The sequence below is a fragment of the Bacteroidota bacterium genome (genome assembly GCA_040388375.1).
GTDB lineage: Bacteria > Bacteroidota > Bacteroidia > UKL13-3 > UKL13-3 > JAAFJM01.
The window spans coordinates 54494-79927 of sequence record JAZKBU010000002.1 but is presented as its reverse complement, the minus strand read 5'-3'; the positions used below and the strand labels follow the sequence as shown (position 1 = coordinate 79927).

General features: G+C 36.5%; 14 protein-coding genes. 5 read left to right on the top strand and 9 right to left on the bottom strand.

Annotated features, from left to right (window positions below):
* Position 1: 1 nt before the first annotated feature.
* Positions 2 to 568: a helix-turn-helix transcriptional regulator gene (locus tag V4538_02615; GenBank protein ID MES2379905.1), complete on the bottom strand. Its 567-nt coding sequence runs from the start codon at positions 566 to 568 to the stop codon at positions 2 to 4.
* 161 nt (positions 569 to 729) lie between these two features.
* Between V4538_02615 and V4538_02610 the strand changes: the two genes are divergently transcribed.
* The 3 genes from V4538_02610 (at position 730) to pruA (ending at position 6118) form a co-directional block, all read left to right on the top strand.
* Positions 730 to 1854, top strand: a complete 1125-nt coding sequence (locus V4538_02610; protein MES2379904.1) for a hypothetical protein — start codon at positions 730 to 732, stop codon at positions 1852 to 1854.
* On the top strand, positions 1823 to 4366 hold the full coding sequence (locus tag V4538_02605; protein ID MES2379903.1) for a hypothetical protein: 2544 nt from the start codon (positions 1823 to 1825) through the stop codon (positions 4364 to 4366). The genes V4538_02610 and V4538_02605 overlap by 32 nt, the downstream gene beginning before the upstream one ends.
* Positions 4367 to 4489: 123 nt before the next feature.
* Positions 4490 to 6118 carry an L-glutamate gamma-semialdehyde dehydrogenase gene (gene pruA / locus V4538_02600; GenBank protein MES2379902.1) on the top strand — a complete coding sequence of 543 codons (1629 nt, stop codon included), beginning with the start codon at positions 4490 to 4492 and terminating at the stop codon, positions 6116 to 6118.
* Between the two features lie 125 nt (positions 6119 to 6243).
* Here pruA and V4538_02595 read toward each other — a convergent pair whose 3' ends face one another.
* Positions 6244 to 7083 carry an alpha/beta hydrolase gene (locus tag V4538_02595; GenBank protein ID MES2379901.1) on the bottom strand — a complete coding sequence of 280 codons (840 nt, stop codon included), beginning with the start codon at positions 7081 to 7083 and terminating at the stop codon, positions 6244 to 6246.
* Positions 7084 to 7147: 64 nt separating this feature from the next.
* On the bottom strand, positions 7148 to 17119 hold the full coding sequence (locus V4538_02590; GenBank protein ID MES2379900.1) for a T9SS type A sorting domain-containing protein: 9972 nt from the start codon (positions 17117 to 17119) through the stop codon (positions 7148 to 7150).
* 171 nt (positions 17120 to 17290) lie between these two features.
* On the opposite strand from V4538_02590, the gene V4538_02585 reads away from it, so the two are divergent.
* Both V4538_02585 and V4538_02580 read left to right on the top strand, forming a co-directional pair.
* The gene (locus tag V4538_02585) at positions 17291 to 19615 is read left to right on the top strand and encodes a M1 family aminopeptidase (GenBank protein ID MES2379899.1); all 2325 of its coding nucleotides are present in this window, start codon (positions 17291 to 17293) and stop codon (positions 19613 to 19615) included.
* A 73-nt stretch (positions 19616 to 19688) separates the two neighbouring features.
* On the top strand, positions 19689 to 20114 hold the full coding sequence (locus tag V4538_02580; protein ID MES2379898.1) for a YcxB family protein: 426 nt from the start codon (positions 19689 to 19691) through the stop codon (positions 20112 to 20114).
* Between the two features lie 3 nt (positions 20115 to 20117).
* Here V4538_02580 and V4538_02575 read toward each other — a convergent pair whose 3' ends face one another.
* From V4538_02575 to V4538_02550, 6 genes are all read right to left on the bottom strand, one after another.
* Positions 20118 to 20624, bottom strand: a complete 507-nt coding sequence (locus V4538_02575) for a GNAT family N-acetyltransferase (protein MES2379897.1) — start codon at positions 20622 to 20624, stop codon at positions 20118 to 20120.
* Positions 20625 to 20993: a DUF1304 domain-containing protein gene (locus V4538_02570; protein ID MES2379896.1), complete on the bottom strand. Its 369-nt coding sequence runs from the start codon at positions 20991 to 20993 to the stop codon at positions 20625 to 20627. It lies immediately after the preceding gene.
* A 19-nt stretch (positions 20994 to 21012) separates the two neighbouring features.
* The gene (locus V4538_02565; protein ID MES2379895.1) at positions 21013 to 21903 is read right to left on the bottom strand and encodes a flavin reductase family protein; all 891 of its coding nucleotides are present in this window, start codon (positions 21901 to 21903) and stop codon (positions 21013 to 21015) included.
* A gap of 178 nt (positions 21904 to 22081) precedes the next feature.
* Positions 22082 to 23365 carry a tyrosine--tRNA ligase gene (gene tyrS, locus V4538_02560; GenBank protein ID MES2379894.1) on the bottom strand — a complete coding sequence of 428 codons (1284 nt, stop codon included), beginning with the start codon at positions 23363 to 23365 and terminating at the stop codon, positions 22082 to 22084.
* Positions 23366 to 23501: 136 nt separating this feature from the next.
* Positions 23502 to 24272: an OmpA family protein gene (locus tag V4538_02555; protein MES2379893.1), complete on the bottom strand. Its 771-nt coding sequence runs from the start codon at positions 24270 to 24272 to the stop codon at positions 23502 to 23504.
* Between the two features lie 313 nt (positions 24273 to 24585).
* Positions 24586 to 25398, bottom strand: coding sequence for a hypothetical protein (locus tag V4538_02550; GenBank protein ID MES2379892.1), 813 nt, complete (start codon positions 25396 to 25398; stop codon positions 24586 to 24588).
* Positions 25399 to 25434: the final 36 nt, after the last annotated feature.

Genomic DNA, 25434 nt, shown 5'->3' with positions numbered 1-25434 from the left:
TTTAGTGGTGAATATGGTCAATGGTTTTGCGTAAACCTTGGTGGTGTGTTTTAAAGGCAGATGGTGTTAAGCCCGTTACTTTTTTAAACTGGTTGCTTAAATAACCCACACTGCTATAACCCAGTTTAAAAGTTATTTCCGATAAAGAAAGTTCATCATATATAAGCCACTCTTTTACTTTTTCAATTTTTTGTAAAATAAAATATTGTTCAATGGTAATGCTTTCTACCTGCGAAAACAGTTTAGATATACTGGAGTATTCTTTGTTTAATAAACCGGCTAAATGCTCACTCATGGAGAAGTGTTCGGCAATTTGCCCTGTTTGTACTACAGCTATTAAAGCTGTTTTTATTTTTTCAATAATCTGTGTTTTCTGGTCATCCAATAGTTCAAAACCCAACGCTTGTAGTTCTGTTTTTATATAGGTCAATGAGCCGGCACTCGGCTTTTGCTTCAACTCCATTTCACCCAATACTACATATTTATATTCTTCACCCGAATCTCTCACAACCCCTTCAACAGCGGTAATGCAGCGCGGACAAACCATATTCTTTACGTACAATTTCATTTAAATTTTATTGTTTATGCAAGCGCAAAAATAGTTTTAATTGTTTTGTTTGGTAATGATTTTTTCATGCTACGTCTCCACCCAAAAAATAATGTTTAAAAAGTTTTTAAATAATATAATAATCTTCTTTTACTTTCGTTGTACTCCCATATTTTTATTTCATGAGCCCCAAAATTATTAAGTGCACCGCACTTATTTCATTCCTTTTAGTTATTTATAGTATTACTCAGTTTAAATCCCATCAAGTGGTTATTAAAAGGGCTATTTATTATTGGAAAAACAATGCTACTTTTAATTGGTATCAGGGCGATACGGTATATCCGCAGTTTATTGATACGCACCAAATAAAAAAAGTATATGTAAAAATGTTGGATGTAGATTGGGTTTTTAAACAAGGCATAGTACCCATTACCAAAACTTATTTATCTGACTACAGTGATGGCTTGAATTTTTTTCGCCCATACGTCCATAACCAACCCATTCCTGAAAGTGGATATGAATCTGATAGACTACGACAGGACATACAGTTTGTGCCAGTAGTGTTTATTACCAACAAAGCCATTGCGCATATGGACAGCAGTAGTGAAAATTATTTAGCCGAGCAAATTTTAAAGCACTTATTCAGAATACAAAAATATGCCGGGCAGGAAATAACAGAATACCAATTAGACTGTGACTGGACTGCTACTACACAGCAGCAATATTTTTCCCTGATAAGGAAAATGAAAAGCTATTTGCCTACCAAAAAAGTATCGGCCACTATACGTTTATACCAATACAAATACTTTAGCAAAGCGGGTGTACCACCGGTAGATAAAGGCATGCTTATGCTTTACAATATTAATAATGCTACCAAATACAGTACCCAAAACAGCATTTTTAATTTATCGGAAGCAGTAAAATATTTACCACCCAATCATCCCTATCCTTTATCGCTTAGTGTAGCTTTACCTATGTTTAGTTGGGGTATATTATTTAACAACTATACCTTTAAAGCAGTTGTAAACGATATGAATAAAACACAAGCAAAGGAGCTTGGTTTTTTACAGCAGCTTAATGCGAACGATTTTGTAGTGAAGTACGACACCGTTTTTAATAATGTAAATTACGAAACAGGCAATATTTTAAAGATAGAACAATGTTACAATACAGAAATAACACAAGCCAATTTTGCCATGCATCGCATAGCTGCTAAAGATACACTGGAAGTAGCCTTATTTGATTTAAACGCAACGGACATTAAACACATAAACCATGAAAGCATTGAAAAAGCATATACCTGGTAGTTTATTAGCACTTTTATTGTGTGCTATACATATTGGTACTGATAGTTGCGGTATTTACGTAATGACAGGTGATTTGTCAAGGGTTTGTTTGTTTCAGCCTGCGGTAAAATCGCCTAGAGAAATGTTCCCGTTTTTTTATTCCAACAGTATTTATTTTCAAACCAACTTATACGATAATGAATATGCCAATTATGGTGATAAAAGTACTATTGATTTAAACAGTCGTTATTATATATCTGACTACGATATTATAACCGAAGACTGGCAAAGACATTTAAAAAATAAAGTATCGCGTGAATCAATTAGCGATTTATTATTTGGTATGGATGTAAGAACATTTTACCAAAAATATGATTCGTTAAAAGCAAACAATCCATTTTACAAATTATTACAAACACCTGCTTACAAAGAGGAGCTAGCCTATTTTGAAATAATAAAAGAAATAGAACTGGCCAATTATGCAGGCGATGAATGGAATTGCCCTGATTGTCCGGTAATAACCAAAAATGGGGAGTTGGAGTGGAAGGATGTGTATAGCAATGAAATTACGAATAAGGATTATTTTATTAAAAACAACAATCCTGTTCAGATAGATGTACTTGATAGAGTACTGCAAAATATAAGCAGTACCAAAAACCAGTTTTTAATTAACAGGTATGCTTTTGTTTTATGTAGATACTATTATTATGGTTTTGAGTACAATTTATTGGCTGAAACCTATCAAAAATATTTTACGAAGTTGCCTGATGATTATTTCCTGAAAAATTATGCCTTATATTTTTTAGCATTGACTAAGCCTGATGAAGAGCAGAATTATTTGTTCAGTATAGTGTATAAAAACTGTCCTGAAAAAAGGTACAGAACACAGGAACTTTTTGAGTACAAATTACTGGCAGGAACTTTAGCCTTTGCTAAAAATAAAGAAGAGGAAGCCACTATATTAATGATGGGTATAGCACAAAACCCATACAACTGCCTTGATAAGGTAGAAAGAATAATAAGTATAGCGCCAAACCACGAACTCATTCCCTTTATACTTACCCGTGAAATTAACAAAATAGAAGACGGCTTACTGGGCGATCAATACACAGGCATAGGAGGAGAGTTAGCCAACTATACTTATGAAGAGAATAAAGACGATTATTACAGTTGGGGGGAGAATAAAGCGGCTGACGAAAAGAAAATTATTGACAGGGACAGGAAGAAAAAAATGCAGCTAAAACGATGCTTAGCCTTGGTCAAAGTATTAAGTACCAAAGCAGGCAAATACCAGTCGTTTTACCAATTGGCAACAGGTTATTTATCTTATATCAACCGAGATTACGGTCAGGCCAATTATTACTATATGCAAAATGCTTTAATCAATGAAAAAGATAAAAGTGTGCAATTACAACTGGCTATTAATAAATTATTGCTCAACATAAGCCAAAGCAATACTGTAGATGAAAATACGGAAACAGCAGTGGTTAATTTATTGGCAACTGTTAACAGGAAAGGGGCGGAGTATTTTTACCCGGAATATATTCAATCGCAATTATTGTTTTTTGTAGGCCAGTTGTATTTAGAAAAAGGGGCTACTTACAAAGGAATTATGCTGTTAGCACATAGCAAAAATGTATTTGATTACCAGTCTCCGTATTATGCTAAAAATGCTTATCACTTAATGCTGGACAGAGCCAATGAAGCCGACTACGACAGCATTATTTATACTCTTAACAAAAAAGAAAAAACAGCGTTTGAGCAAATATTGTGTGCTTCAGGAATACAGCATGTGGAGCAATACGATGATGACAATACATATAATTGGGATAATAACTATTATGAAAGGATAAATAGCTATAAATGGGATTTGAATAAAATATATGATATGAAAAGCACCTATCATATACAACGTAATGAGTTAACTAAAGCATACGCAGCTACGTGCCATATTGATACGGGTTACTGGAACCGATTCCCTAATTATTATTTTACAAATGATAATCCGTTCTGGGTTTATCCGAGTGATTTGCACTATTCATTTAACAAAACAGGTAAAAGGTATAATAAAAATGTGGTGTTAAAGCAGGTGTTAAATTTGTTTAAGATAGCCGGTAACAGTCATGGAAATGCAAAAGCCCTAGCCTATTTTCAAATAGCTAATTTTTACCTAAGTACCACAACCTATGGTAAGTATTGGCTTTTGCAAAACAACTATTGGTATGGTTATTCTAATGAGGCAGATGAAGCCTATCTGGAGTATGACCGCGATTTTATAAAAAAACATCCAACTTATTTTAAACCAACGTGGGCTTTAAAATATTATTTAATGGCTTTGCAGGAATCGAAAACCGAAGATTTAGCAGGTATGTGTACCTATATGGCTTGGGTGGCTTCCAATAGAATTACCAAACCAAATGAAAACAACCCGTATTTAAATGCACTTAAAAACAAACATTTAGGTACTTATTACTACGACCATTATTCTAATTGTGAATTGACGGATAAGTTTTTTGCTAAGTACTATCAATAAGCAATAAATCGAAAATAAGCTTTATTTTCGCGCACGATTTTTTCATACTTCGGCTTTGTTTAGTATTCCCAAAGGTGAATAAATACATCCTGTTTTTAACATAACATTCAAAATATCAAACATATGAACGGATTTTTTAAAGTTCCTAGTCCAGTTAACGAACCAGTATTAAATTATGCTCCCGGTAGCAAAGAGCGTAAAGATTTAAAAGATGCTTTAGCTGAAGCTCGCTCAAAGGTTATAGATGTGCCGATGTATATTGGTGGCAATGAAGTACGCAGTGGTAAAACCATGGAAATGCGTCCGCCACACGATCATCAGCATTTATTAGGCCAGTTTCATGTAAGTGATGCAAGCCATGTAACCGATGCTATTAATGCAGCTTTAGCAGCTAAACCTAAATGGGAAGCTTTAACTTGGGAGCAACGTGCAGCCATATTTTTAAAAGCAGCCGATTTAATAGCAGGCCCTTACCGTGCTAAATTAAATGCAGCTACTATGTTAGGCCAAAGTAAAAATGCTTATCAGGCAGAAATTGATTCAGCTTGTGAGTTTATTGACTTTTTACGTTTTAACGTAAACTTTATGAGTCAGATTTACCATGAGCAACCACAATCGGGTAAAGGCATGTGGAACAGAATTGAATACCGTCCGCTAGAAGGATTTATATATGCTTTAACTCCATTTAATTTTACAGCTATTGCAGGTAATTTACCTACCAGTGCTGCTATGATGGGTAACGTAATAGTTTGGAAACCGAGTAATACGCAAGTGTATTCGGCCAATGTATTAATGGAAGTATTTAAACTAGCAGGTGTACCTGATGGCGTTATTAATTTAATTTATCCAAGTGGTCCGGTAGCTGCGGAAGTGGTATTTAACCATGCTGATTTTGCAGGTATTCACTTTACAGGAAGTACAGGTGTGTTTCAGGATATTTGGAAAACCATAGGTAACAATATTCATAAATACAAAACATACCCGAGAATAGTAGGAGAGACGGGTGGTAAAGATTATATCGTAGCCCATAAATCAGCCGATATTGATTCAGTGGTAACAGCTATTGTTCGTGGTGCTTTTGAATACCAAGGACAAAAATGTTCAGCAGCCAGCCGTGCATACATTGCAAGCAATATTTGGCCAGCAGTAAAAGAAAAAGTGCTGAAAGAAATGGCTACCATTAAAGTAGGCCCGGTTGAAGATTTTAGAAATTTTGTGAATGCGGTTATCGATGAAAAATCGTTTGATAAATTGGCTAAATACATTGATGAAGCTAAAAAGGACGCAAGCTGCGAAATTATAACCGGTGGAACTTATAATAAAACCAAAGGGTGGTTTATTGACCCGACTATTATTGTAACTACCAATCCAAAATATACTACCATGTGTGAGGAGTTATTTGGCCCTGTTTTAACATTATATGTATATGATGCTGATAAATTTGAAGAGACTTTGGATATAGTAGATACTACAAGTGAGTATGCTTTAACCGGGGCTATTTTGGCTCAAGACAGATACGCCATTGATTTAGCTACATGGAAACTACGTAACTCAGCAGGTAATTTTTATATTAACGATAAACCTACAGGCGCAGTAGTTGGTCAACAACCATTTGGTGGTGCACGTGCAAGCGGTACCAACGATAAGGCAGGAGCTATGATTAACTTAATGCGTTGGGTAAGTCAACGTACCATCAAAGAAACATTTGTATCGCCAACAAGATATGAGTATGACTTTATGAAAGAAGCTTAGACAGACTATGGTGTATAGACAATAGACCATAGCCATTGTATTGTAGAAACGTTGCACGCAACGTCTGATAAAAAAAGCCTCATTGAATTTTCAATGGGGCCTTTTTGTTTAACCAATCAGTTTTATTATTCTAAAAGCATTAATTCCTTTTTTACCAATTCAAAATTGTTCCAGGGAATAAAATGGTTTTCATCCGTTATGCTTACTATTTTTATGGTATCAGCAGCAGTTAAATTATTTTTCATAAAGAGTGTATTTTCATAAGGCACCAATTGGTCTTTGGTACCATGTATAACTACTACCTTGCAATGAATTTGATTCAGCTTTTTATCTAAAACCTTTAAATCATCTTTAAGCCAGTAAAGTTCTTTATTACTTGGGTTCAATGCACCTGGAACTAAATATTCAAGTGGGTTATTGATAAATATTTTACGCCATTTTTCAGATTCTTCAAGTGTTGCACTTAAAGCCCCGGCAATAATAACAATACCATTTATACGTGCATTATCAGCAGCCATATTAGCTACAACAGGCCCTCCGTACGAATGGCCAATTACATAAACGGGTTTATTGTTATCAATACTTTTTAGGAGCTTATTAATTATATCACTATGACTTTGTAAGTTTTGTGCCTGGTTAAAATGACTATAACCAAATCCCATTCTGTCAATACTAATAAGCCTGTATTTTTTGCATAAATCAATATCCAATAAATATTTCTCATAGGCATTCCAACTGCCCGGTGAACCATGCACAAATAGGAGTGTAGGCAGGCTATCATTGCCCGTTTTAGCAAAGTGTAACGCATTTGTACTGTCTATAAAATTATTGAGTATTATGGCTACACCTGCTGTTTTGAAAATTTTTATTGCCTCCGAATCGCTGGTACGCATGCGTAAGCAACTTTGGGCAAACAACAAATAAGCAATAAAAATACCTAAGCTTATTACTTTCCAGTTTTTCATTTGTGCTTAAATAAAAAAAGCATAGCTAATTTAGCTATGCTTTTTTCTGTTCTTTTAATATTGATTATTGTTTAACAACTTTAAATGTTTGGGTTTTGCTATCAGTAATTGTTTTTACAAAATAAATACCTGATTGCAAATTAGTACTCATAGTTGAGATATCCAGTTTAGTGATTCCAATATTTAAGTCGAATACCTGGCTACCAATCGTTTTTCCATTTAAGTCAGTTATTACCACTTCAACATTTTTATTGTTGAATGAGTTAATATCAATAGTAAGGTTATGGTTAAATGGATTAGGATAAACAGCTGCAGTCTCCTCTATTTCGTTTTGATTATTGATTAATAAAATAGTTTTAGAGTAATTATAAACTGCATCAAAATCTATTTGTTTTAATCGGTAGTAAACAGCATTTACATTATTGCCTCCAATAATATCAGTATATTCATATTTGCTGGTATTATTAGTTGTTCCATTACCTTTAACAAAGGCTACTTTAGTAAATGTTTTGTTGTCAAAACTTCTTTCTACATCAAATCCTGCATTGTTTATTTCTCCTGCAGTAGCCCATACAATAGTTGAAATATTGTTGTTTAACGAACCGTTAAAACTTAAATATTTAACAGGTAATGTTCCGTTTGAACCAACTCCAAATGGAGAGAATGAAGTAACACCTGTTAAAGTTTGTGTATATGGATTAGAGCCTGTAGCTGCACTGGTTGCACCCCCTAACCAGGTAGTGGTATAATGCGCACCGTAACAAGTACCTCTTGTAAATCCTGATAATTCATTGCTACCGTTCCACTGGAAGCTTAAGCTCGCATTTGAACCACCGGCAACGCCTTCAGTAACAAACCATGTTTTATCAACTGCATTATTAGCAATAGCTGAACCTCCCGGAGTTTCTCCTGTATAGCTGTTGTAAGCACCATTAATTACCCTTACACTGAAATCATCATTAGTACCGGCATTGTTTACAGATACCGGAGTATATGAAGAACTGCTTATTCCAACAGGATATAAAATACTACCTGTTCTGCCAGTTGCTCCTATATTAGATTGAGTTAGTTTACCAGTTCCATCTGTTACAATATATGAAGATGTCGAACCTCCAGAAATACTTCCGGCACTTCCAATAGTTAAGTTATTACTTCCAAGTGTAACGGTACCACTGCTTAAAGATAAAGTGCCATTTACCGTGGTATTACCAGCCAATGTTTTGTTTGAACCTCCGGTAATCATTAGTCCACCATATATCATAGCTGGAATGGTTTGAGTTGTACTACCAGCAAATATTACCGTGCCACCTGTGGTTGTAAATGTTCCGTTATTGGTTATTGTTCCAGTAATTGCAATGTTGCTTCCTGCACCTGTTACAGTTAGTGAGGCTCCGCTTGCAATGGTTAAATTATTAATAGTCGCTGATGTAGTAATGATTGGATTATTAGGAGTTCCTGAATTAATAGTTACATCACTTCCTACAGTTGGTACGCTACCACACCAGTTACCTGCATTGCTCCATGCGCCACTTACCGTTCCCGTCCAAATACTTCCTGTACCAACAGTTACTGTAGTAGGAGTAGAGGCTGCACTGGTACAAGAACCACTTTGTACTACTGCTCTGAATTGAGTAGTTTGAGTCAATGCACCCGAAGTATAAGAAGTAGTTGTATTAGCAATAGTAGTCCAGGTACTGAAAGGACTTACCGAACTTTCCCAGCTTACCACCGAACCGGTATGTCCACTTAAAGTTAAAGCAGCACTGGTAGCACCAGAACAAATAGTTGTGCCACCTGCAACAGTTCCACCAACACTTCCCGGACTTACTGTAACAGTTGTTGGGGTTGCATTAGCCGTAGCGCATGATCCACTTTGTACCACTGCTCTAAATTGAGTAGTTTGTGTTAAAGTGTTTGAAGTATAGGTGGTTGTAGTATTAGCAATAGTAGTCCATGTACTGAAAGGAGCTACCGAACTTTCCCAGCTTACTACCGAACCAGTATTTCCACTTAAGGTTAAAGCAGCACTGGTTGAACCAGAACAGATAGATGTACCACCCGCAACAGTTCCTCCAACACTTCCTGCAGTAACAGTAACTGTAGTAGGAGTTGCATTAGCAGGTGTACATGAACCGCTTTGAACTACTGCTCTGAATTGGGTAGTTTGTGTTAAAGCACCCGAAGTATAAGTAGTTGTAGTATTGGCAATAGTAGTCCAGGTACTGAAAGGTGCTACTGAGCTTTCCCATCTAACGATAGTACCAGTATGTCCGCTTAAAGTTAAAGCAGCACTTGTAGAACCGGAACAAATAGTTGTTCCACCTGCTATTGTACCTCCAACAGAAGGAGCATCAACAGTAACCGTAGTAGGGGTTGAGTTTGCGGTAACACATGAGCCATTTTGAACTACTGCTCTAAATTGAGTAGTTTGAGTCAATGCACCCGAAGTATAAGTTGTTGTTGTATTGGCAATAGTAGTCCAGGTACTGAAAGGAGCTACTGAGCTTTCCCATCTTACCACAGTACCAGTATTTCCACTTAAAGTTAAAGCAGCACTTGTAGCACCAGAACAAATAGTTGTTCCGCCTGCAACAGTTCCACCAACGCTTCCCGGATTTACCGTAACCGTAGTAGGAGTTGCATTAGCTGTATTACAAGATCCACTTTGTACCACTGCTCTAAATTGAGTAGTTTGAGTTAAAGCTCCCGAAGTATAAGTAGTTGTAGTATTAGCAATAGTAGTCCAGGTACTGAATGGCGCTACTGAGCTTTCCCATCTAACAATAGTACCTGTATGTCCACTTAAAGTTAAAGCTGCGCTGGTTGAGCCAGCGCAAATAGTAGTTCCACCTGCAACAGCTCCACCAACAGAAGGTACATCAACCGTAACCGTAGTAGGGGTTGCATTAGCTGTAGCACAAGAACCATTTTGAACTACTGCTCTGAATTGAGTAGTTTGAGTTAATGCGCCCGAAGTATAAGTAGTTGTAGTATTAGCAATAGTAGTCCAAGTACTGAAAGGCGCTACTGAGCTTTCCCATCTCACTACAGAACCAGTGTTTCCACTTAAAGTTAAAGCTGCGCTGGTAGCACCGGAACAAATAGTAGTTCCACCTGCAACAGTTCCTCCAACAGAAGGAGCAGTAATAGTAACCGTAGTAGGAGTAGCATTAGCCGTAGCACAAGAACCATTTTGAATTACTGCTCTGAATTGAGTAGTTTGGGTTAACGCGCCCGAAGTATAAGTTGTAGTAGTATTAGCAATAGTAGTCCAGGTACTGAAAGGAGCCACTGAACTTTCCCATCTAACAATAGTACCGGTATGTCCGGCTAAAGTTAAAGCAGCACTTGTTAAACCAGAACAGATAGTTGTGCCACCTGTTACAGCTCCACCAACACTTCCGGCAGTTACCGTAACAGTAGTAGGAGTTGCACTAGCGGTAGCACATGAACCATTTTGAACTATTGCTCTGAATTGAGTAGTTTGAGTTAAAGCACCCGAAGTATAAGTTGTAGTAGTATTGGCAATAGTAGTCCAAGTACTGAAAGGAGCCACAGAGCTTTCCCATCTTACTACCGAACCGGTATTTCCACTTAAAGTTAAAGCTGCGCTGGTTGAGCCAGAACAGATAGTTGTTCCACCTGCTATAGTTCCACCAACAGAAGGTACATCAACCGTAACCGTAGTAGGGGTTGAGTTAGCCGCAGCACATGAACCGCTTTGAGCTACTGCTCTGAATTGAGTAGTTTGCGTTAAAGCACCCGAAGTATAAGTAGTTGTAGTATTAGCAATAGTTGTCCAAGTACTGAAAGGAGCAACTGAACTTTCCCATCTAACAATAGTACCTGTATATCCGGCTAAAGTTAAAGTACCACTGGTTGAAGCTGAACAAATAGTTGTTCCGCCAGTAACCGCTCCACCTACAGAAGTTGCGTCAACAGTAACCGTTGTAGTAGTTGAAGTAGCTGTAGAGCAAGAACCATTTTGAACTACTGCTCTGAATTGAGTAGTTTGTGTTAAAGCGCCCGAAGTATAAGTTGTTGTAGTATTGGCAATAGTAGTCCAGGTACTGAAAGGAGCAACTGAACTTTCCCATCTAACAATAGTACCTGTATGTCCGCTTAAAGTTAAAGCAGCACTTGTAGAACCAGAACAAATAGTTGTTCCACCGGCTACTGCTCCTCCAACTGATCCGGCACTTACTGTAACAGTAGTTGGAGTTGAGTTAGCTGCTGTACAAGAACCATTTTGTACTACTGCTCTGAATTGAGTAGTTTGGGTTAATGTACCCGAAGTATAAGTAGTTGTAGTATTAGCAATAGTAGTCCAAGTACTGAAAGGCGCTACTGAGCTTTCCCATCTTACCACTGAACCAACATTTCCACTTAAAGTTAAGGTACCACTGGTAGTACTAGGGCAAATAGTTGTTCCACCTGTAACAGCTCCGCCTGTTGTACCGGGCGTTACTGTAACTGTAGTTGCAGTTGAATTAGCTGCTGTACAAGAACCCAATTGCACTACTGCTCTGAATTGAGTAGTTTGAGTCAATGCACCCGAAGTATAAGTAGCTGTAGTATTAGCAATAGTAGTCCAGGTACTGAAAGGTGATACAGCACTTTCCCATCTCACTACAGAACCAGTATTTCCTGTTAAAGTTAATACACCACTTGTTGAACTAGGGCAAACACTTGTTCCTCCGCCCACGCTTCCGGCAACAGTTGTATTTACCGTCATTGTTACGGTGTTTGAAACTGCAGTAGGAGTCAAGGCACAAACAGAATTTGATGTAAGTGTACAAGTAATAGCATCGTTATTTACCAAAGTAGCATCTATATAAGTATTAGCATTGGTTCCAACAGTAACACCATTCTTTTTCCATACATAAGTAGGAGCAGAACCTCCGTTTGTTGGAGTGGCAGTAAAGGTAACAGAAGTACCGTTACACACCGTAGTAGAAGCAGTTGCAATAGTAACAGAAACCGGGAAGGCTGCAAACTCAGCTAACTGAATATCGCCCATGCCGGTCAATCCATTAATAGTAGCACTTGTAGTTGTAGCACCGGCATTTGTATTACCCGACCAAGAAGAACCATTGTATAATTGGCCTCTAACATTTGAAAGGGATATTGATGCATCATTATCAGCGCTTAAATAGTTTAAAGTAATATTATAGTTAACCGGTGCAATACCGCTATTTGTTAAACTCCAGTAACGGTTTATAGAAGCACTAGCGTTTAAGCAAGAAGTTGCAATTTGAGGATGGTCTCCAGCAGTATTTGAAACCGTCATATCACCAGCAGTAGTTATACTTGGGAAAGTAACGGTTGTAGGTAAATAACCAGTGGCACTTCCTACTTCAAACGTTTTGGCAACAGAACTTCCTGTTGCAAAATTCCTGGTTAAATTTCCAACAATATAACCAGTAGTTCTAGATAAAGTACCGGTTGAGTTAATTTTAATGGCATTGGTTCCTGTTGTAATATTTACAGCACCAATGGTTAAAGTTCCACTTACACCAAAACTTTGTGAAGTTGTAGCCAAAGTTAAACCTGTTCCATTGGTTATGTTTATATTGGTAAATGCACCTGTTGATGCAGTTGTTGAGTTTCTGAAACTACCGGTACCGCTTATAGTTTGAGCGTTGGTAATGGTATATCCGTTACCTCCTAAAGTAAATAACTGAGTAGAAGCAACAGGATGAGCAATGGTTAAAATACCATTGTTTATAATATTTCCACCAATAGCTAATTGTGTATTGGTTGTATGTCTGAATTCCGAACCCGCATTAATAGTTAAATTTCCTTTTATATGAGTACCAAAAGAACCTGAGGTAAATGATGATGATGCCCATCTTCCTGTAGCCGCACCTGCGTTAACCACTACATTTTGAATTGGAACAACACCACTTCTTTTGGTTTCAATATTAAATCCGTTAGTATTTCCAACAGTTGTACTTACACCATCTCCAAACTGGAAAGTATGTGTACCTGAAAATGCGGTTAAATTAGCGGTAGTGTTAATTCTTAAACTTTGTGTTGAAAGCAATGCATAAGAAGAGTGTGGTGGATCAACCAAAATAATTGTTCCGGCAGTACAGTTAAGGTTACTGGTATTAATAGCAATATGGCTTGTTCCTGAAGCTACACTAGTTCCTACTGTTCCTGAATTACCATCTACACTAATAGTACCACCGCTTTGGTTAAAAGTTGAACCGTTAGCCAATATTAAGTTACCGTTTATAGTAAGTGAAGAAGTAGCCGAAACATTTAATGTTCCATTTACATTAAGCGTTCTGTTATCACCTCCGGTAGCACCTATAGCAAATGAACCACCTGATAAGTTTGCAGTAGCACCCGATGCAATGGTTAATCCGTTTAATGAACCTCCCGTAACGTTAACTGAGCCTCCGGTTTGAGTTAAAGTTCCATTTACAGTAATATTATTTGATGTATTTAATGTACCGGCTGCAATAGAAAGAGTACCTCCGCTTGAAATATCAATATTACTGGCAGAAGCAGTTCCGCTTGAAACAGTAACTGAAAAAGGGGAAGGTATTACTACATCATTTAATAGGCCAGGAACAGCACCCGCATCCCAAGTAGCTGGAGTATTCCAATCGCCATTGGTTACAGCAGTGAATGAAGCCGATAATAAATTAGTTGTTGCGTTTCCTCCAAAATAATAATTATCAGTAGAAGGGAAAGTAGCTTGTGTAAAGGTTCTGTTTACTTCAGGTATAGTTAATGAGCCACTTCCGTTTACAGAAACTCCGGCTGCAACACCGTTCACTTTTACCATTCTTAAGTCAGCTACATTCGTTACACCACTTATTCCTTGTCCTGTTAATTTTAACGATAGGGTAGCTCCACCTAAATTAAGACCTGTTGATTTTGTAACAGTCCAATTGCTGTTTGTTCTTCTGTCTACATTAACACCGTTTTCAATAAACGATGGAACAATATTACTTGTACCAAAAACATTATTGCAGTTAACTGTAATACTACCACCAGTTGTAAGAGCTGAAGAAGTACCTATAAATACACTTCTGTCGTTAGCACCAACAGCAAGTGGGAATCCATTTGTATAACCACTTACCGGTGTTGAACCCGTAGCATACCATCTGGTAAAAGTACCGGTAGTAAATGATACTAAACCACTTGTTCTGGTTAGTGTTCCAACACTTGCTAAACTGGTTCCAATGGTTAAATTATTAGTACCCATTGCTAAGTTGCCACCACCTAATGTTAAACCGGTGGTTGTTATATTTCTATTAGATGTTAATCCTTGTGCATCATTAACATTTAGTGACAATAAAGTTTGAGGGCCGGATACCATTTCATTAAAAGAACCGGTTGTAAGTGTGCTAGAACTAGGCCCATATATATAAGAAGCTGAGCCGGCAGTAGTATTAAAAGCAGGAATAGTTGAAAAGTTACCGGCAGTTGTTAATTCATCAACACCACCTATTTGAATGGTTGGAGCAAATGAAGCACTTCCAATAGTTAAGTTGGCACCATTTGAAACCAATCCTTTTAATAAGTTAGCTCTTACAAATGACCAATTGATTCCGTTTGTTAGCGTTACGCCATTGTTATTATTAAATGCTATAGTGTTTGTATTAAAAGTACTTCCTGCACCTGAAAAAGTTTGTGCACTCGTACCTTCGAAAGATAGGGTACCTATGCTTTGTGTACCTGAGGGTTCACTTCCGGCCAATACACCATCATTAATACAAGCACCTTTAACTGTTAAAGTAGCACCAGTAGCTGCATTACCTAAAAACAGGTAAGCATTACTTCTTATTTCTAATTTATTTAAAACGGTTAATGGCCCGGTTAATCGTGCTAACCTTGTATTTGAAGAACCAATAGTATTGCTGATTTCAACATTATATAAATCAATTTGGCTATTGATACCAAAACCAGAAGTATTTAACGGACTAGCAGCACTGGCAGTAGTTGAAACACCATTACCTATCTTAAGTGTTCCTCCTGTAACTGATTTTGTTCCTCCACTTGCTATTAAAACAGCATTACCTGTTCCTGTTGAGTGTGGATCAATAATAGTAATATTACCTCCACTCCACGTAAAGCTTGATTGAGAATTAATATTTAAACAAGCATTGAATGCATTTAATACAGCTGTGGCTTGAGGGTCAATATTTACGTTACCGCCAGTCATAATGAAATTACTGGTAACAGTATTTTGAATAGTTAATCCACCTAATACATTTAAAGTACCTCCGTTTATTCTGAGTATACCAGTAATAGTTGATGTATTACCTCCATTACCTAAAGTTATTGTACCATCGTCAATTCTTAATTCTCCTTGTATAAAAGCAGCGCCAAAGCCGGTAACTACAGTTGTATTAAGAAAACATCCGGCATTATTTAACCATAATTTACCGGTAAGACTGGTAAGTACTACACTTGAACCGCCATAAAAAGGACTAATATTACAAGGACCCGACATTTTAAGTGTTCCATTGGTAATAGTTAAACGTGAAGTAACTATGTTGGTTGCTATTGCTTGCGTTATTGGTGTTACAACTTCAATAGTTGCAACATTCGTAGTTCCTTTGTTAACTGTTATGGAAGCAAAATCAATAGTGGAGCCGGCTCCACTTAAAGTTCCATTTAAATTTCCTGCAAATGTTGTGGTAACTGCTGCAGTGGTATTCATATCAAATATTCCATCTACCGTTAAATTACCTTGGTTAGTTGCGGTATTAGTACCTCCAATAATTAAAGCATGTGTAGTAAGTGCACTTGTTCCTGCATTAAAATTACCGCCACCAAATACAACTATATCACTTCCAACAGTTAAACCACCTACGCTGCTACCATATACAAGGTTTCCTTTTACCTCTAATGAAGCGCAAACTGCACCCGTTGCCGAAATAGTTACTGTTCTTCCGGTTGAAATTTCAACGGTATCAGAACTTAATGGAACTGTTCCTGATGACCAGATAAGCGGATTATTCCAATTACCATCACTAACAGGTGTAATTCTTGGAGGGGGTAAAGTAGTTGCTACCCCAACAAGAGGACTGGCAATTGATTCTCTGAATGAAAATAACTTCCAGTAAATATCAGTACCTGCAGGTAATCCTGTTTGGGTTGTTCCTATTGAATTGGCACCAAAATTAGCCACCCACGTGTAAGTAATATCATCTAATGAACGGTAAAGTGCATAACCTGTTTCGTTACTTGCATCGGTCCAGTTTAAAGTCATACCTGATGAAGTAATGTTTGAAAATGTTAAATTAGTCGGTTCGTTAGGTGGTGTGGGAACATACCTGTAATATTTTCTTGAACCATTGGCAAAACTGTTTAATTGAGAAATTACTGCTACCGTAGAAGCAGTGTTAGCCGCTGACGAAGTGGTAGAAGTAGTATTAGTAGTTGTATTTATATTTTGATAAATAAGGTTGGTAAACTGAAAACCTATATTGTAATTAACAGGTGCATTTGCTCCTACTCGCATAGCGCCATATACGTACTCTATCGAGCCATTTTCTTCGTACAAGCGAGCTTGAAAAGTAGTAGTATCCTGCGTTAATGCCGATGTTACCACCATGTTTAAAAACTCAATTACACAAACCCTAGTTGGGTAAGAACCTATTACTTTGTAATGGATACGTCCGGTAAGACCGGTTCCCATACTGGTGGTTCCCGAAGTTAAAAACGGGGCTAGTTTTACACCACTACCAACTAGCCAACCCACACCCGGAGTAGCAAAATTACCTATTCCAATAAAACCATTGGTGGTAACGTTAAAAGTAGTTTGTCTGGTTCCGTTTATAAAAAAATCGAAACCAATAGGTGATAATGTGCTTGATTGCGTGTTAGTATTACTACCACCTAATAAAATAGTAGTACCTATCGACATGTCAATATCGTCAAAAGCACTACCATTGGTTTGTAACAACGAAGCATTATTGCCTGTCGTTAGTAAATAATTACTAATACTAACCTGAGCACTAAGGTCTAAAATTAATAAAGTAAATAACGTTGCAAGTATTTTCTTTAACATAGGATTTTAATTAATTAGACGGCAATTTATAGTTTATTGACAATATGTGTATATTTATTTTTAAATTGGGCTTGTTTTTGGGTTTAAATTGGTGTAAAAAACTTGTAAGTTGTTTGTAAAAAAGAAAAAATGAATATGTTAAATAGAATAAAATTATTTTGCCTGCTAGGCTTGTCCACATTTTTTTTAAGTGTAAATGCCAGTGATTCAAGAACTAGTGAGTTCGATGTACTCAATTATTCAATTCGGTTAAATATCGTAAATTTGGGAAGCAAATCCATAAATGGGAATGCTGTTCTAAAAGTAAAACTGATAAAAAGCAGTGTAAAATTAATTGTGCTTGATTTAGCCAAATTAGGGGTTGATTCTATACTAATACAAGGTATAAAACAAAGTTTTACAAAAAATGACTCTCAGTTATTTATATCTGTAAGTCAGGATTTTAACACAGGTGATACGGTTGATTTAAACTGTTTTTATGGAGGTGTTCCAATTCAGGATTCCAAGTGGGGAGGCTTTTATTTTAGTGGTAAGTATGCTTTCAATATGGGAGTCGGTTTTACGGTAAATCCGCATAATTTTGGTCGTGCCTGGTTCCCTTGTGTGGATAACTTTGAAGAGAGAAGCACTTATGATTTTCATATTACCACTGACAGCGGATACATGGCAGTTTGTAATGGAATTCCGCAAGCATCAAATGTGCATAACGACCAAACTATTACCTGGAATTGGGTTTTAAGCAACCCTATTCCTACCTATTTAGCTTGTGTGGCGGTGAGTACCTATACACCCGTAAAATATGTTTACCAAGGTAAAGAAAAAGCTTATGAAATTATACTGGCAGCACAAGCACAAGATACAGCCAAAGTAAAGTTGAGCATGGTTAACTTAACAAAAGCACTGCAGTTTTTTGAAGATAAATTTGCACCTTATCCGTTTGAGCGAGCCGGTTATGTAATGGTTCCTTTTAACGGTGGAGCTATGGAACATGCTACTTGTATTACTTATCCATTATTTGGTGTAGATGGAACTTTAACTTATGAAACTCTGATGGCACATGAGTTAAGCCATATGTGGTGGGGCGATATGGTAACTTGCGAAAGTGCCAGTGAAATGTGGTTAAACGAGGGTTGGGCCAGTTTTTGCGAAGCTATGTTTTTGGAATTGATGTATGATAAGAATACTTATTATACAGATATGAATGAAAAGTTATTGGAAGTAATGCGTTTTGCACATGTTGCCGACAAAAGCTTTTTAGTATTGAACCAAATTCCGCATGAGGTAACATACGGAACCCACGTGTACAAAAAAGGCGCATTAACAGTAGCGGCACTCAGATATTATATGGGCGATACCGCTTTTTTTAAAGCATGCAATAGTTATTTAACCAAATACAAATTTCAAACAAGTAGTTCACTAAAGTTAAGAGACGAGTTTCAGAAGTTTACATCTGTAAACCTTACCCAGTTTTTTAACGATTGGGTTTTTACAGCCGGAAGTGCAGCAGTGGTTTTAAGTAGTTATAAAGTGATGGTGGGTAATGCTGCCAATTTTGTGGAACTAAATGTTAAACAATATAGCAGGGGAAATAACATTTCTTATTCTTATATACCATTTAAAATTACTTTGTTTGATACCTTAGGTAATAAATATGTAGAACAGGATTCACTGAACGGAAGTGAGAAACAAATTATGGTTCGTGTTCCTTATACTTTTATGCCGGCTTTTGTTTTAATTAACGAAAACAATGAATTGCCTTTGGCTAAAACCTATTCATTACAAACCATAAAAGGTACAGGCATAAAAACAGATGCCAATGCATTAATTACTCTCAACGTGCAACAAAATACCGATTCAGCTACCATATTAGCTGAACACTATTGGGTAGGCGCTAAACAAAACGAAGTAACACCAAAAGGCATAAGAATAAGCCAATACAGGTTTTGGAATATAGATGGTAATTTTGACGCTGGTAAATTTAAAGCACAAGTATATTTTAACTTTGATGGTACAACACCTGCCAGTACAAGTGGCGGTTGGTTAGATTATACTTTGCCATTTACCAACGAAGACAGTTTGGTTTTATTGTTTAAACCACAAGGAACCAACGAATGGGTTTTACATACTGATAATATACGCATTTCAGGAGGTAGCAAGCTTGATAAAACCGGAAGGTTTACTACCAATAAAATTGAAAAAGGAATGTATGCCATTGGCATGTACGATTTTAAATCAGGAGTTAAAAATATACAGGAAAAGGAAAGTGGTTTTTTATTGTATCCCAATCCAACCAAGCACCAGATAAATATTGAAATAAATGAAAGGCTATTGAATAGTGATGCCGTTATTTATGATGTAAACGGTAAGCAGTTTGCCAAAGTACAATTGTCTAAAACTACCCAAACCATTAATATAGATAATTTGGCTAAAGGCGTTTATTACTTTAAAATAGAAAACAACAGCAGCCAGCAAGCTAAAATGTTTGTAGTGGAGTAAACCGTATTAGCCTATGAAATTAAATATAGATATTACCAGGGAAGACTACGCTGACTTCAATAAGTTTCATTTTATGAAAACTAGGTTGAAGCAATCAATTATTGCGATTGTATGTACGCTCCTAATTGTACAATATTTTTTGAATAGTGATGGATTCGATTTGATGAGAACTACTGTTTCATCACTCTTCGGTATTGTTGTATATATTTTTATTCTTTACAGAAGTTATGTTGTAATAAAAAGAATACCCCTTGAAAATGGTTATATACTTGGGAAAAAAGAAGTAGAATTTACCGAGGAGAGGTATTTTTACAAAACGCGTAATTCAGAAGCAAGCACCGGATGGGATGCAATTAAAAGTATAGAAGAAGGTAAAACTGCTTTTTATTTATTTATGGATACCAATATGGCTATGATAATTCCTAAGCGTACATTTAAAGACGAATCGGAAATGTGCTACTTTAAAGATTTAGTAACACGTAAAATACAAAAGGCTTAAACTTTAATTACTAAACAACATTAGTTTTTCATCATCACCGGGCATGGTGATATGTTCTACAAACTGTAAACCTATTTTATTCAGTAGTTTTATGGATGAATTATTTTCAGGTAAAGTAATGGCTAAAACATTAGCCAGCTTTAATATATTGGTTGCGTATTGCATGGTTGCCTGTGCAGCTTCAAAAGCATAACCTTGGTTTTCAAATGCAGGTAAAAAAGCAAAACCAATATCTGGGTTTGCCAAAGTATCGCGCTTAATTAAACCACACATACCAATAGGTGTGTTGTTTTTAAGTTCAACCATCCACAAGCCAAAGCTGTGTTGCGTATAACTTTTTATAGGGCCGTTGCTTAAATAAGCTTCTGCATCCGTGGTGGTTTTTATATTTCTATCGCCAATATATTTTAACCAACCTTCGCTATTAACTAATTCAATAATAAAGGCAGTATCCTGTAAAGTAAATGGACGTATGTTTAGTCTTTCCGTTTCAAAAACAATACCCATCATTTATTGAGCAAAGTATAAAACCAATAAACCAATTAAAGCAGGTAAAGCCTGTACAAAAAATATTTTTCTGGCAGCTGTTAAAGCACCATAAATACCGGCAACCGTAACGCAACCTAAAAAGAAAAAGGCTACATTGGTTTGCCATACAGTATCGCTTATTAACAACGACCAGATTAAACCTGCAGCTAAAAAGCCATTGTATAAACCCTGGTTAGCGGCCAGCTTTTTAGTAGGTGCAAACATTTCATCTTTTAAAGAGCCTTTAAAGGTTTTCTTGCCCTGGGTTTCCCAAGCAAACATTTCTAACCATAAAATATAGAAATGTTCGAGTGCTATGAATGCGATAATTATTTTTGATGCTATTTCCATATTTATATGTTTTGTTGGTTTAACTTAACAATGTTTTCCAAGCATCGCTTGCTTTACCCTGACTTAACAAATAATGCGCTAAGCGGTGTAATTCCGATTGTAGTTTCTCCGCATCGTCATTAAAGCGTTGGTGTATGCCTAATAAGTCTTTGTTCATGTGTTTATAAATAGCCACACTGTCAGCATCAGGTATGTTTTGTTCATTGGCTAATAAGCCCAAATCATTACCCGTTAAAATGGTACTTAAACGTATAGCCTCCGGTAAACTGTCTACACCCATACCAAGGTTCCTGTTGGGTTTAGGTACTTCAAATAAAGCATCGCCATTGGCTCTTACATACCAGTCGCTTCCCAAACGGCCTACTAAATCCATTTTGTGCTGATCTATTTTACCATCCAATGTCATAACCGAGTTATCAATATGCATCAGTATAATTTCAGCTATTACCAAATTACCTGCACCACCTTCGTTACCAGTTTCAATAATATCGCGTACTTTACATTCAAACTGTACGGGGCTTTCCTTTACGCGGAAAGGTTTTACTTTTTCTGAAGCAATAGGAGTGAAGCCCGATTTGGTAAATTCGTTTACGCCTTTCGGGTACTCGCAACTGGCTAAGCTCATTTGCTGCACCATATTGTAGTTAACTACATTGATAACAACTTCTTTGGTAGCCATTACATTTTCTAAGGTATGCTTAATGGTATTGTCCCTAACCCTGCGGGCAGGAGAGAATATAAGTGTAGTGGGGTTTGAACCAAATATATTAAAGAAACTAAAAGGACTTAGGTTTGGATTTCCATCTTTATCAACGGTGCTTGCAAAACAAATAGGTCGTGGTGCAATAGCGGTTAACAATGCATTGTGAAATTCAGCCAATGGTAAGTCTTTAGGTGTAATGGTTTTCATTATTTGCTTAAATATTTTTACGTTGTTGCTCTTACGGATGTCGAGTGGAGTCGCGGCTGTCGAGCAGAGTCGCGGCTGTCGAGCGGAGTCGTGGATGTTGAGCGGAGTCGAAACATTATTTTGGGTTCTCTTCCGATAGTTTTCGACTACGCTCAAACTACACTAAACTACCCCAAACTTAGTTCACAGTAATTAAAAAATAGTTTTTCCTGCCTTTTTGAGCAATTAAAAATTTGTTGTTTATTAAGTCGTTTGTGCCAATACTTACCGTATCGTTTTCTATTTTGGCTTTATTCATACTTACGCCACCACCTGCTATCATTTTACGGGCTTCCCCTTTCGATGGAAATACACTCGTTTTCTCTGCCAATAAATCTACTATATTAATCGTATTTTCCAGTTCTGTTTTTGCAATGCTAAACTGCGGTACACCTTCAAAAATATCTAAAAAAGTAGCTTCGTCCAGTTGGGCAAAAGCCTCGGCTGTGGCGTTTCCAAATAATATATTCGAGGCTTCAACAGCTGCATTATAATCAGTTTCGCTGTGCGTACGAATGGTTATTTCTTTGGCCAATGCTTTTTGCAATACACGCAGGTGCGGTGCTTTTTCATGTTCCGCTCTTAGTGCTTCTATTTCGCTTTGGCTTAACAGGGTAAAAATATAAATCCAGTTGGCCGCATCGCTATCGCTGGCATTTAACCAAAACTGGTAAAATTTGTAAGGTGATGTACGTTTTCTATCCAACCAAACAGCACCACTTTCTGTTTTACCAAATTTAGTACCATCGGCTTTTTTTATCAGTTGCGTAGTCATGGCAAAAGCTTCGCCCGCATCTTTTCTGCGTATCAGCTCTGTACCTGTTACTATATTTCCCCATTGGTCGCTACCGCCCATTTGTACCTGGCAGTTCAGGTTTTTCCATAAGTAGTAAAAATCGTAGCCCTGTACCAATTGGTAAGTAAACTCCGTAAAACTCATGCCTGTATCGCCTTCCAAACGTTTTTTTACCGAGTCTTTGGCCATCATATAATTCACGGTAATATGTTTACCAATATCGCGTATAAAATCAAGGAACGAAATACCTTTAAACCAATCGTAATTGTTTACTAAAATAGCTCCGTTTTCGCCTGCATTAAAGTCAAGGAAATGACTCAATTGTTTTTTCAAACAGTCTTCGTTGTGGCGCAATACTTCTTCCGAAAGTAAGTTGCGTTCATCGCTTTTACCGGAAGGATCGCCTACCATACCTGTTGCGCCACCCACCAAAGCCACCGGTTGATGGCCTGCTCTTTGAAAATGAATCAAAGTCATTATTTGGGTTAAATGCCCAACGTGTAAACTATCAGCCGTTGGGTCAAAACCAATATATCCGCGGGTTACCTGTTTGCTTAGTAACTCCTCTGTGCCCGGCATTACATCCTGCAACATGCCACGCCATTTTAATTCTGCTATAAAATTCATTGTGTTAAAAAATTCGCCTGCAATAATAAGGATTTATGCACGATAAGATAAGCACAATTAATGCAATTGGAAATAGGGGAGCACGAGCATGAAAAATAGGATTTAAATTGATTTTTAGCGTGCGCTAGTAACTGCATTATGTACCTATAACACGGAATTTCACAATTCTGTTTTGTCTTATACAATCCATTTTAACAGATGGTTTGTAATTAGTACCAAATTTGTAGTTTTTTACAGTCAATCTATTTTTCGAAATACCCTTGGAAATGAAATACTTTTGAATATTAATGGCTCTTTGTAACGACACAGATGTATTATTCTCATCAACTGTCATGTAGCCACCAATTTCGAATTTCAAACTAGGATATTTTTTTAAGATTTGTAACAACTGAAAATCAAGTATACATTTTGAAATATCGTTTAACTTAGAGTCGTTTATTTCAAACATTATACCTCCACCAAATTGAGAATTATAATAGAAAGAGTCAATTTGAGATTTAGTTCCACAGATTGTGTTAGCACATTCTTTAACTTCATTCTCAAATTTGTTCTTCCAATCGGGACCGTTTATTTTTGTAAGATGTTCTCCCATATATTCGTCAAACCATGGCATTGAATCAATGCTCCTTGTCCAAAACTCCATTAAACAACCACCTGCATAAGATGCCATAAATTTGAAGTTGTATTTTTTTGAAAGTGAGTCTAAACATATCAGTGTTCGAAAATCCTCATTACCTCTTCCAAATTGATAGTAGATTCCCAAATTAATCAAGCTGTCGGCATTTCTTTTAGAATAAAAAGAATAATTAAAGGGGGCATCTTCAATGTCACGAATCTGTCCAAATAAGGTACTCGAACCAACTATAAATAATTGTAAAATAATAATTATGAATTGTTTAATTGTCATAAGGTTGCTTTTATTTTGTAAAATGGCAAATGTTTTTAGCCGATACTTATAGCCTTTTATTTATAAAAATCTTTGTAAACGGTTAATATAAACCGTTCAATCTGCTTTACCTCTTACAATACTCCATTATATATTAAATAAATGCAAGCGGAGAAACAACATTTTTAGTATGAAAACTCTTTTGGTATTGTTGGTGAAGAGCAACAACAAGGGCGAAAATATAAATAGGCTTTTAGTACTCCTTGGAAACTGCAGCTATATAAAAGCACTTCATTGATGCCATGCTCAAAACTAAAGTAATACAATTACTAATTTACTTTTTTCTGTTGTGTTGTAACATTCCATTTTTATAGTGTTCTGTTTTGGTAATGTTTCCTTTCTCGTCATAATGTGTTAAATCACCTTCATAGTATCCGTCAACTAGATTTCCTTTTTCTTTTACTTTCCCGTCTTTGTAATATCTGACAAATTCTCCTGCGTATTTTCCGTCAGTCATTATTGCGGTTTGAGACAAAACGCTGTCTTTATCAAACCATTTCCATAGTCCAGCTTCTTTTCCGTTAAGATATTGACCACTTACCAGTTTTATTGATATGGAATCAATTACATGTTCCAGAGTAGGTCCCTGCAGTATATCATTCTTATAATTTCTTATTTTCCATGATCCATTTTTGTCCCAATATTTCCAAGTTCCAACCTTTTTTTCCTTTATATAATCTCCTTCGCATATTGGTTTTCCGTTTTCATACCATTCTTTAAACTTTCCATTTTTTATACCTCTGTCTAAAGTTGTTTCTCTTTTTTTTATTCCATTGTCATACCAACATTGAATAAATCCATGCTCTTCTCCGTCAAGAATTTCCCATTCAGCAGTTTGGTTCCCATTCTCAGCCCAACTCTTAAATTTACCAACCATTTCACCATTCTTTTCATAACCTTCACTTGACTCTTGTCCATTATCGTAAAAGTTAAGCTGTTTGTAGTATGTTTTGTCGTTGCAGTCGGGATAAATGAAAACTTTTTTTTCTTTTGAGTTATCATAATACTCTTGAACAACTCTGCATTCATTTTTGCATGATGTAAGGAAGAAAAGTCCTACAATTATTGTGTAACTGATTCTATTCATTTTGTTTTGCAGATAAAAAATTAATAACTAAAAATA

Bases quoted from the DNA above. Each gene is read 5' to 3' on its own strand.
- V4538_02615 (MES2379905.1), bottom strand. From the start codon at position 568: ATGAAATTGTACGTAAAGAATATGGTTTGTCCGCGCTGCATTACCGCT.
- V4538_02610 (MES2379904.1), top strand. From the start codon at position 730: ATGAGCCCCAAAATTATTAAGTGCACCGCACTTATTTCATTCCTTTTA.
- V4538_02605 (MES2379903.1), top strand. From the start codon at position 1,823: ATGAAAGCATTGAAAAAGCATATACCTGGTAGTTTATTAGCACTTTTA.
- pruA (MES2379902.1), top strand. From the start codon at position 4,490: ATGAACGGATTTTTTAAAGTTCCTAGTCCAGTTAACGAACCAGTATTA.
- V4538_02595 (MES2379901.1), bottom strand. From the start codon at position 7,083: ATGAAAAACTGGAAAGTAATAAGCTTAGGTATTTTTATTGCTTATTTG.
- V4538_02590 (MES2379900.1), bottom strand. From the start codon at position 17,119: ATGTTAAAGAAAATACTTGCAACGTTATTTACTTTATTAATTTTAGAC.
- V4538_02580 (MES2379898.1), top strand. From the start codon at position 19,689: ATGAAAACTAGGTTGAAGCAATCAATTATTGCGATTGTATGTACGCTC.
- V4538_02575 (MES2379897.1), bottom strand. From the start codon at position 20,624: ATGATGGGTATTGTTTTTGAAACGGAAAGACTAAACATACGTCCATTT.
- V4538_02570 (MES2379896.1), bottom strand. From the start codon at position 20,993: ATGGAAATAGCATCAAAAATAATTATCGCATTCATAGCACTCGAACAT.
- V4538_02565 (MES2379895.1), bottom strand. From the start codon at position 21,903: ATGAAAACCATTACACCTAAAGACTTACCATTGGCTGAATTTCACAAT.
- tyrS (MES2379894.1), bottom strand. From the start codon at position 23,365: ATGAATTTTATAGCAGAATTAAAATGGCGTGGCATGTTGCAGGATGTA.
- V4538_02555 (MES2379893.1), bottom strand. From the start codon at position 24,272: ATGACAATTAAACAATTCATAATTATTATTTTACAATTATTTATAGTT.
- V4538_02550 (MES2379892.1), bottom strand. From the start codon at position 25,398: ATGAATAGAATCAGTTACACAATAATTGTAGGACTTTTCTTCCTTACA.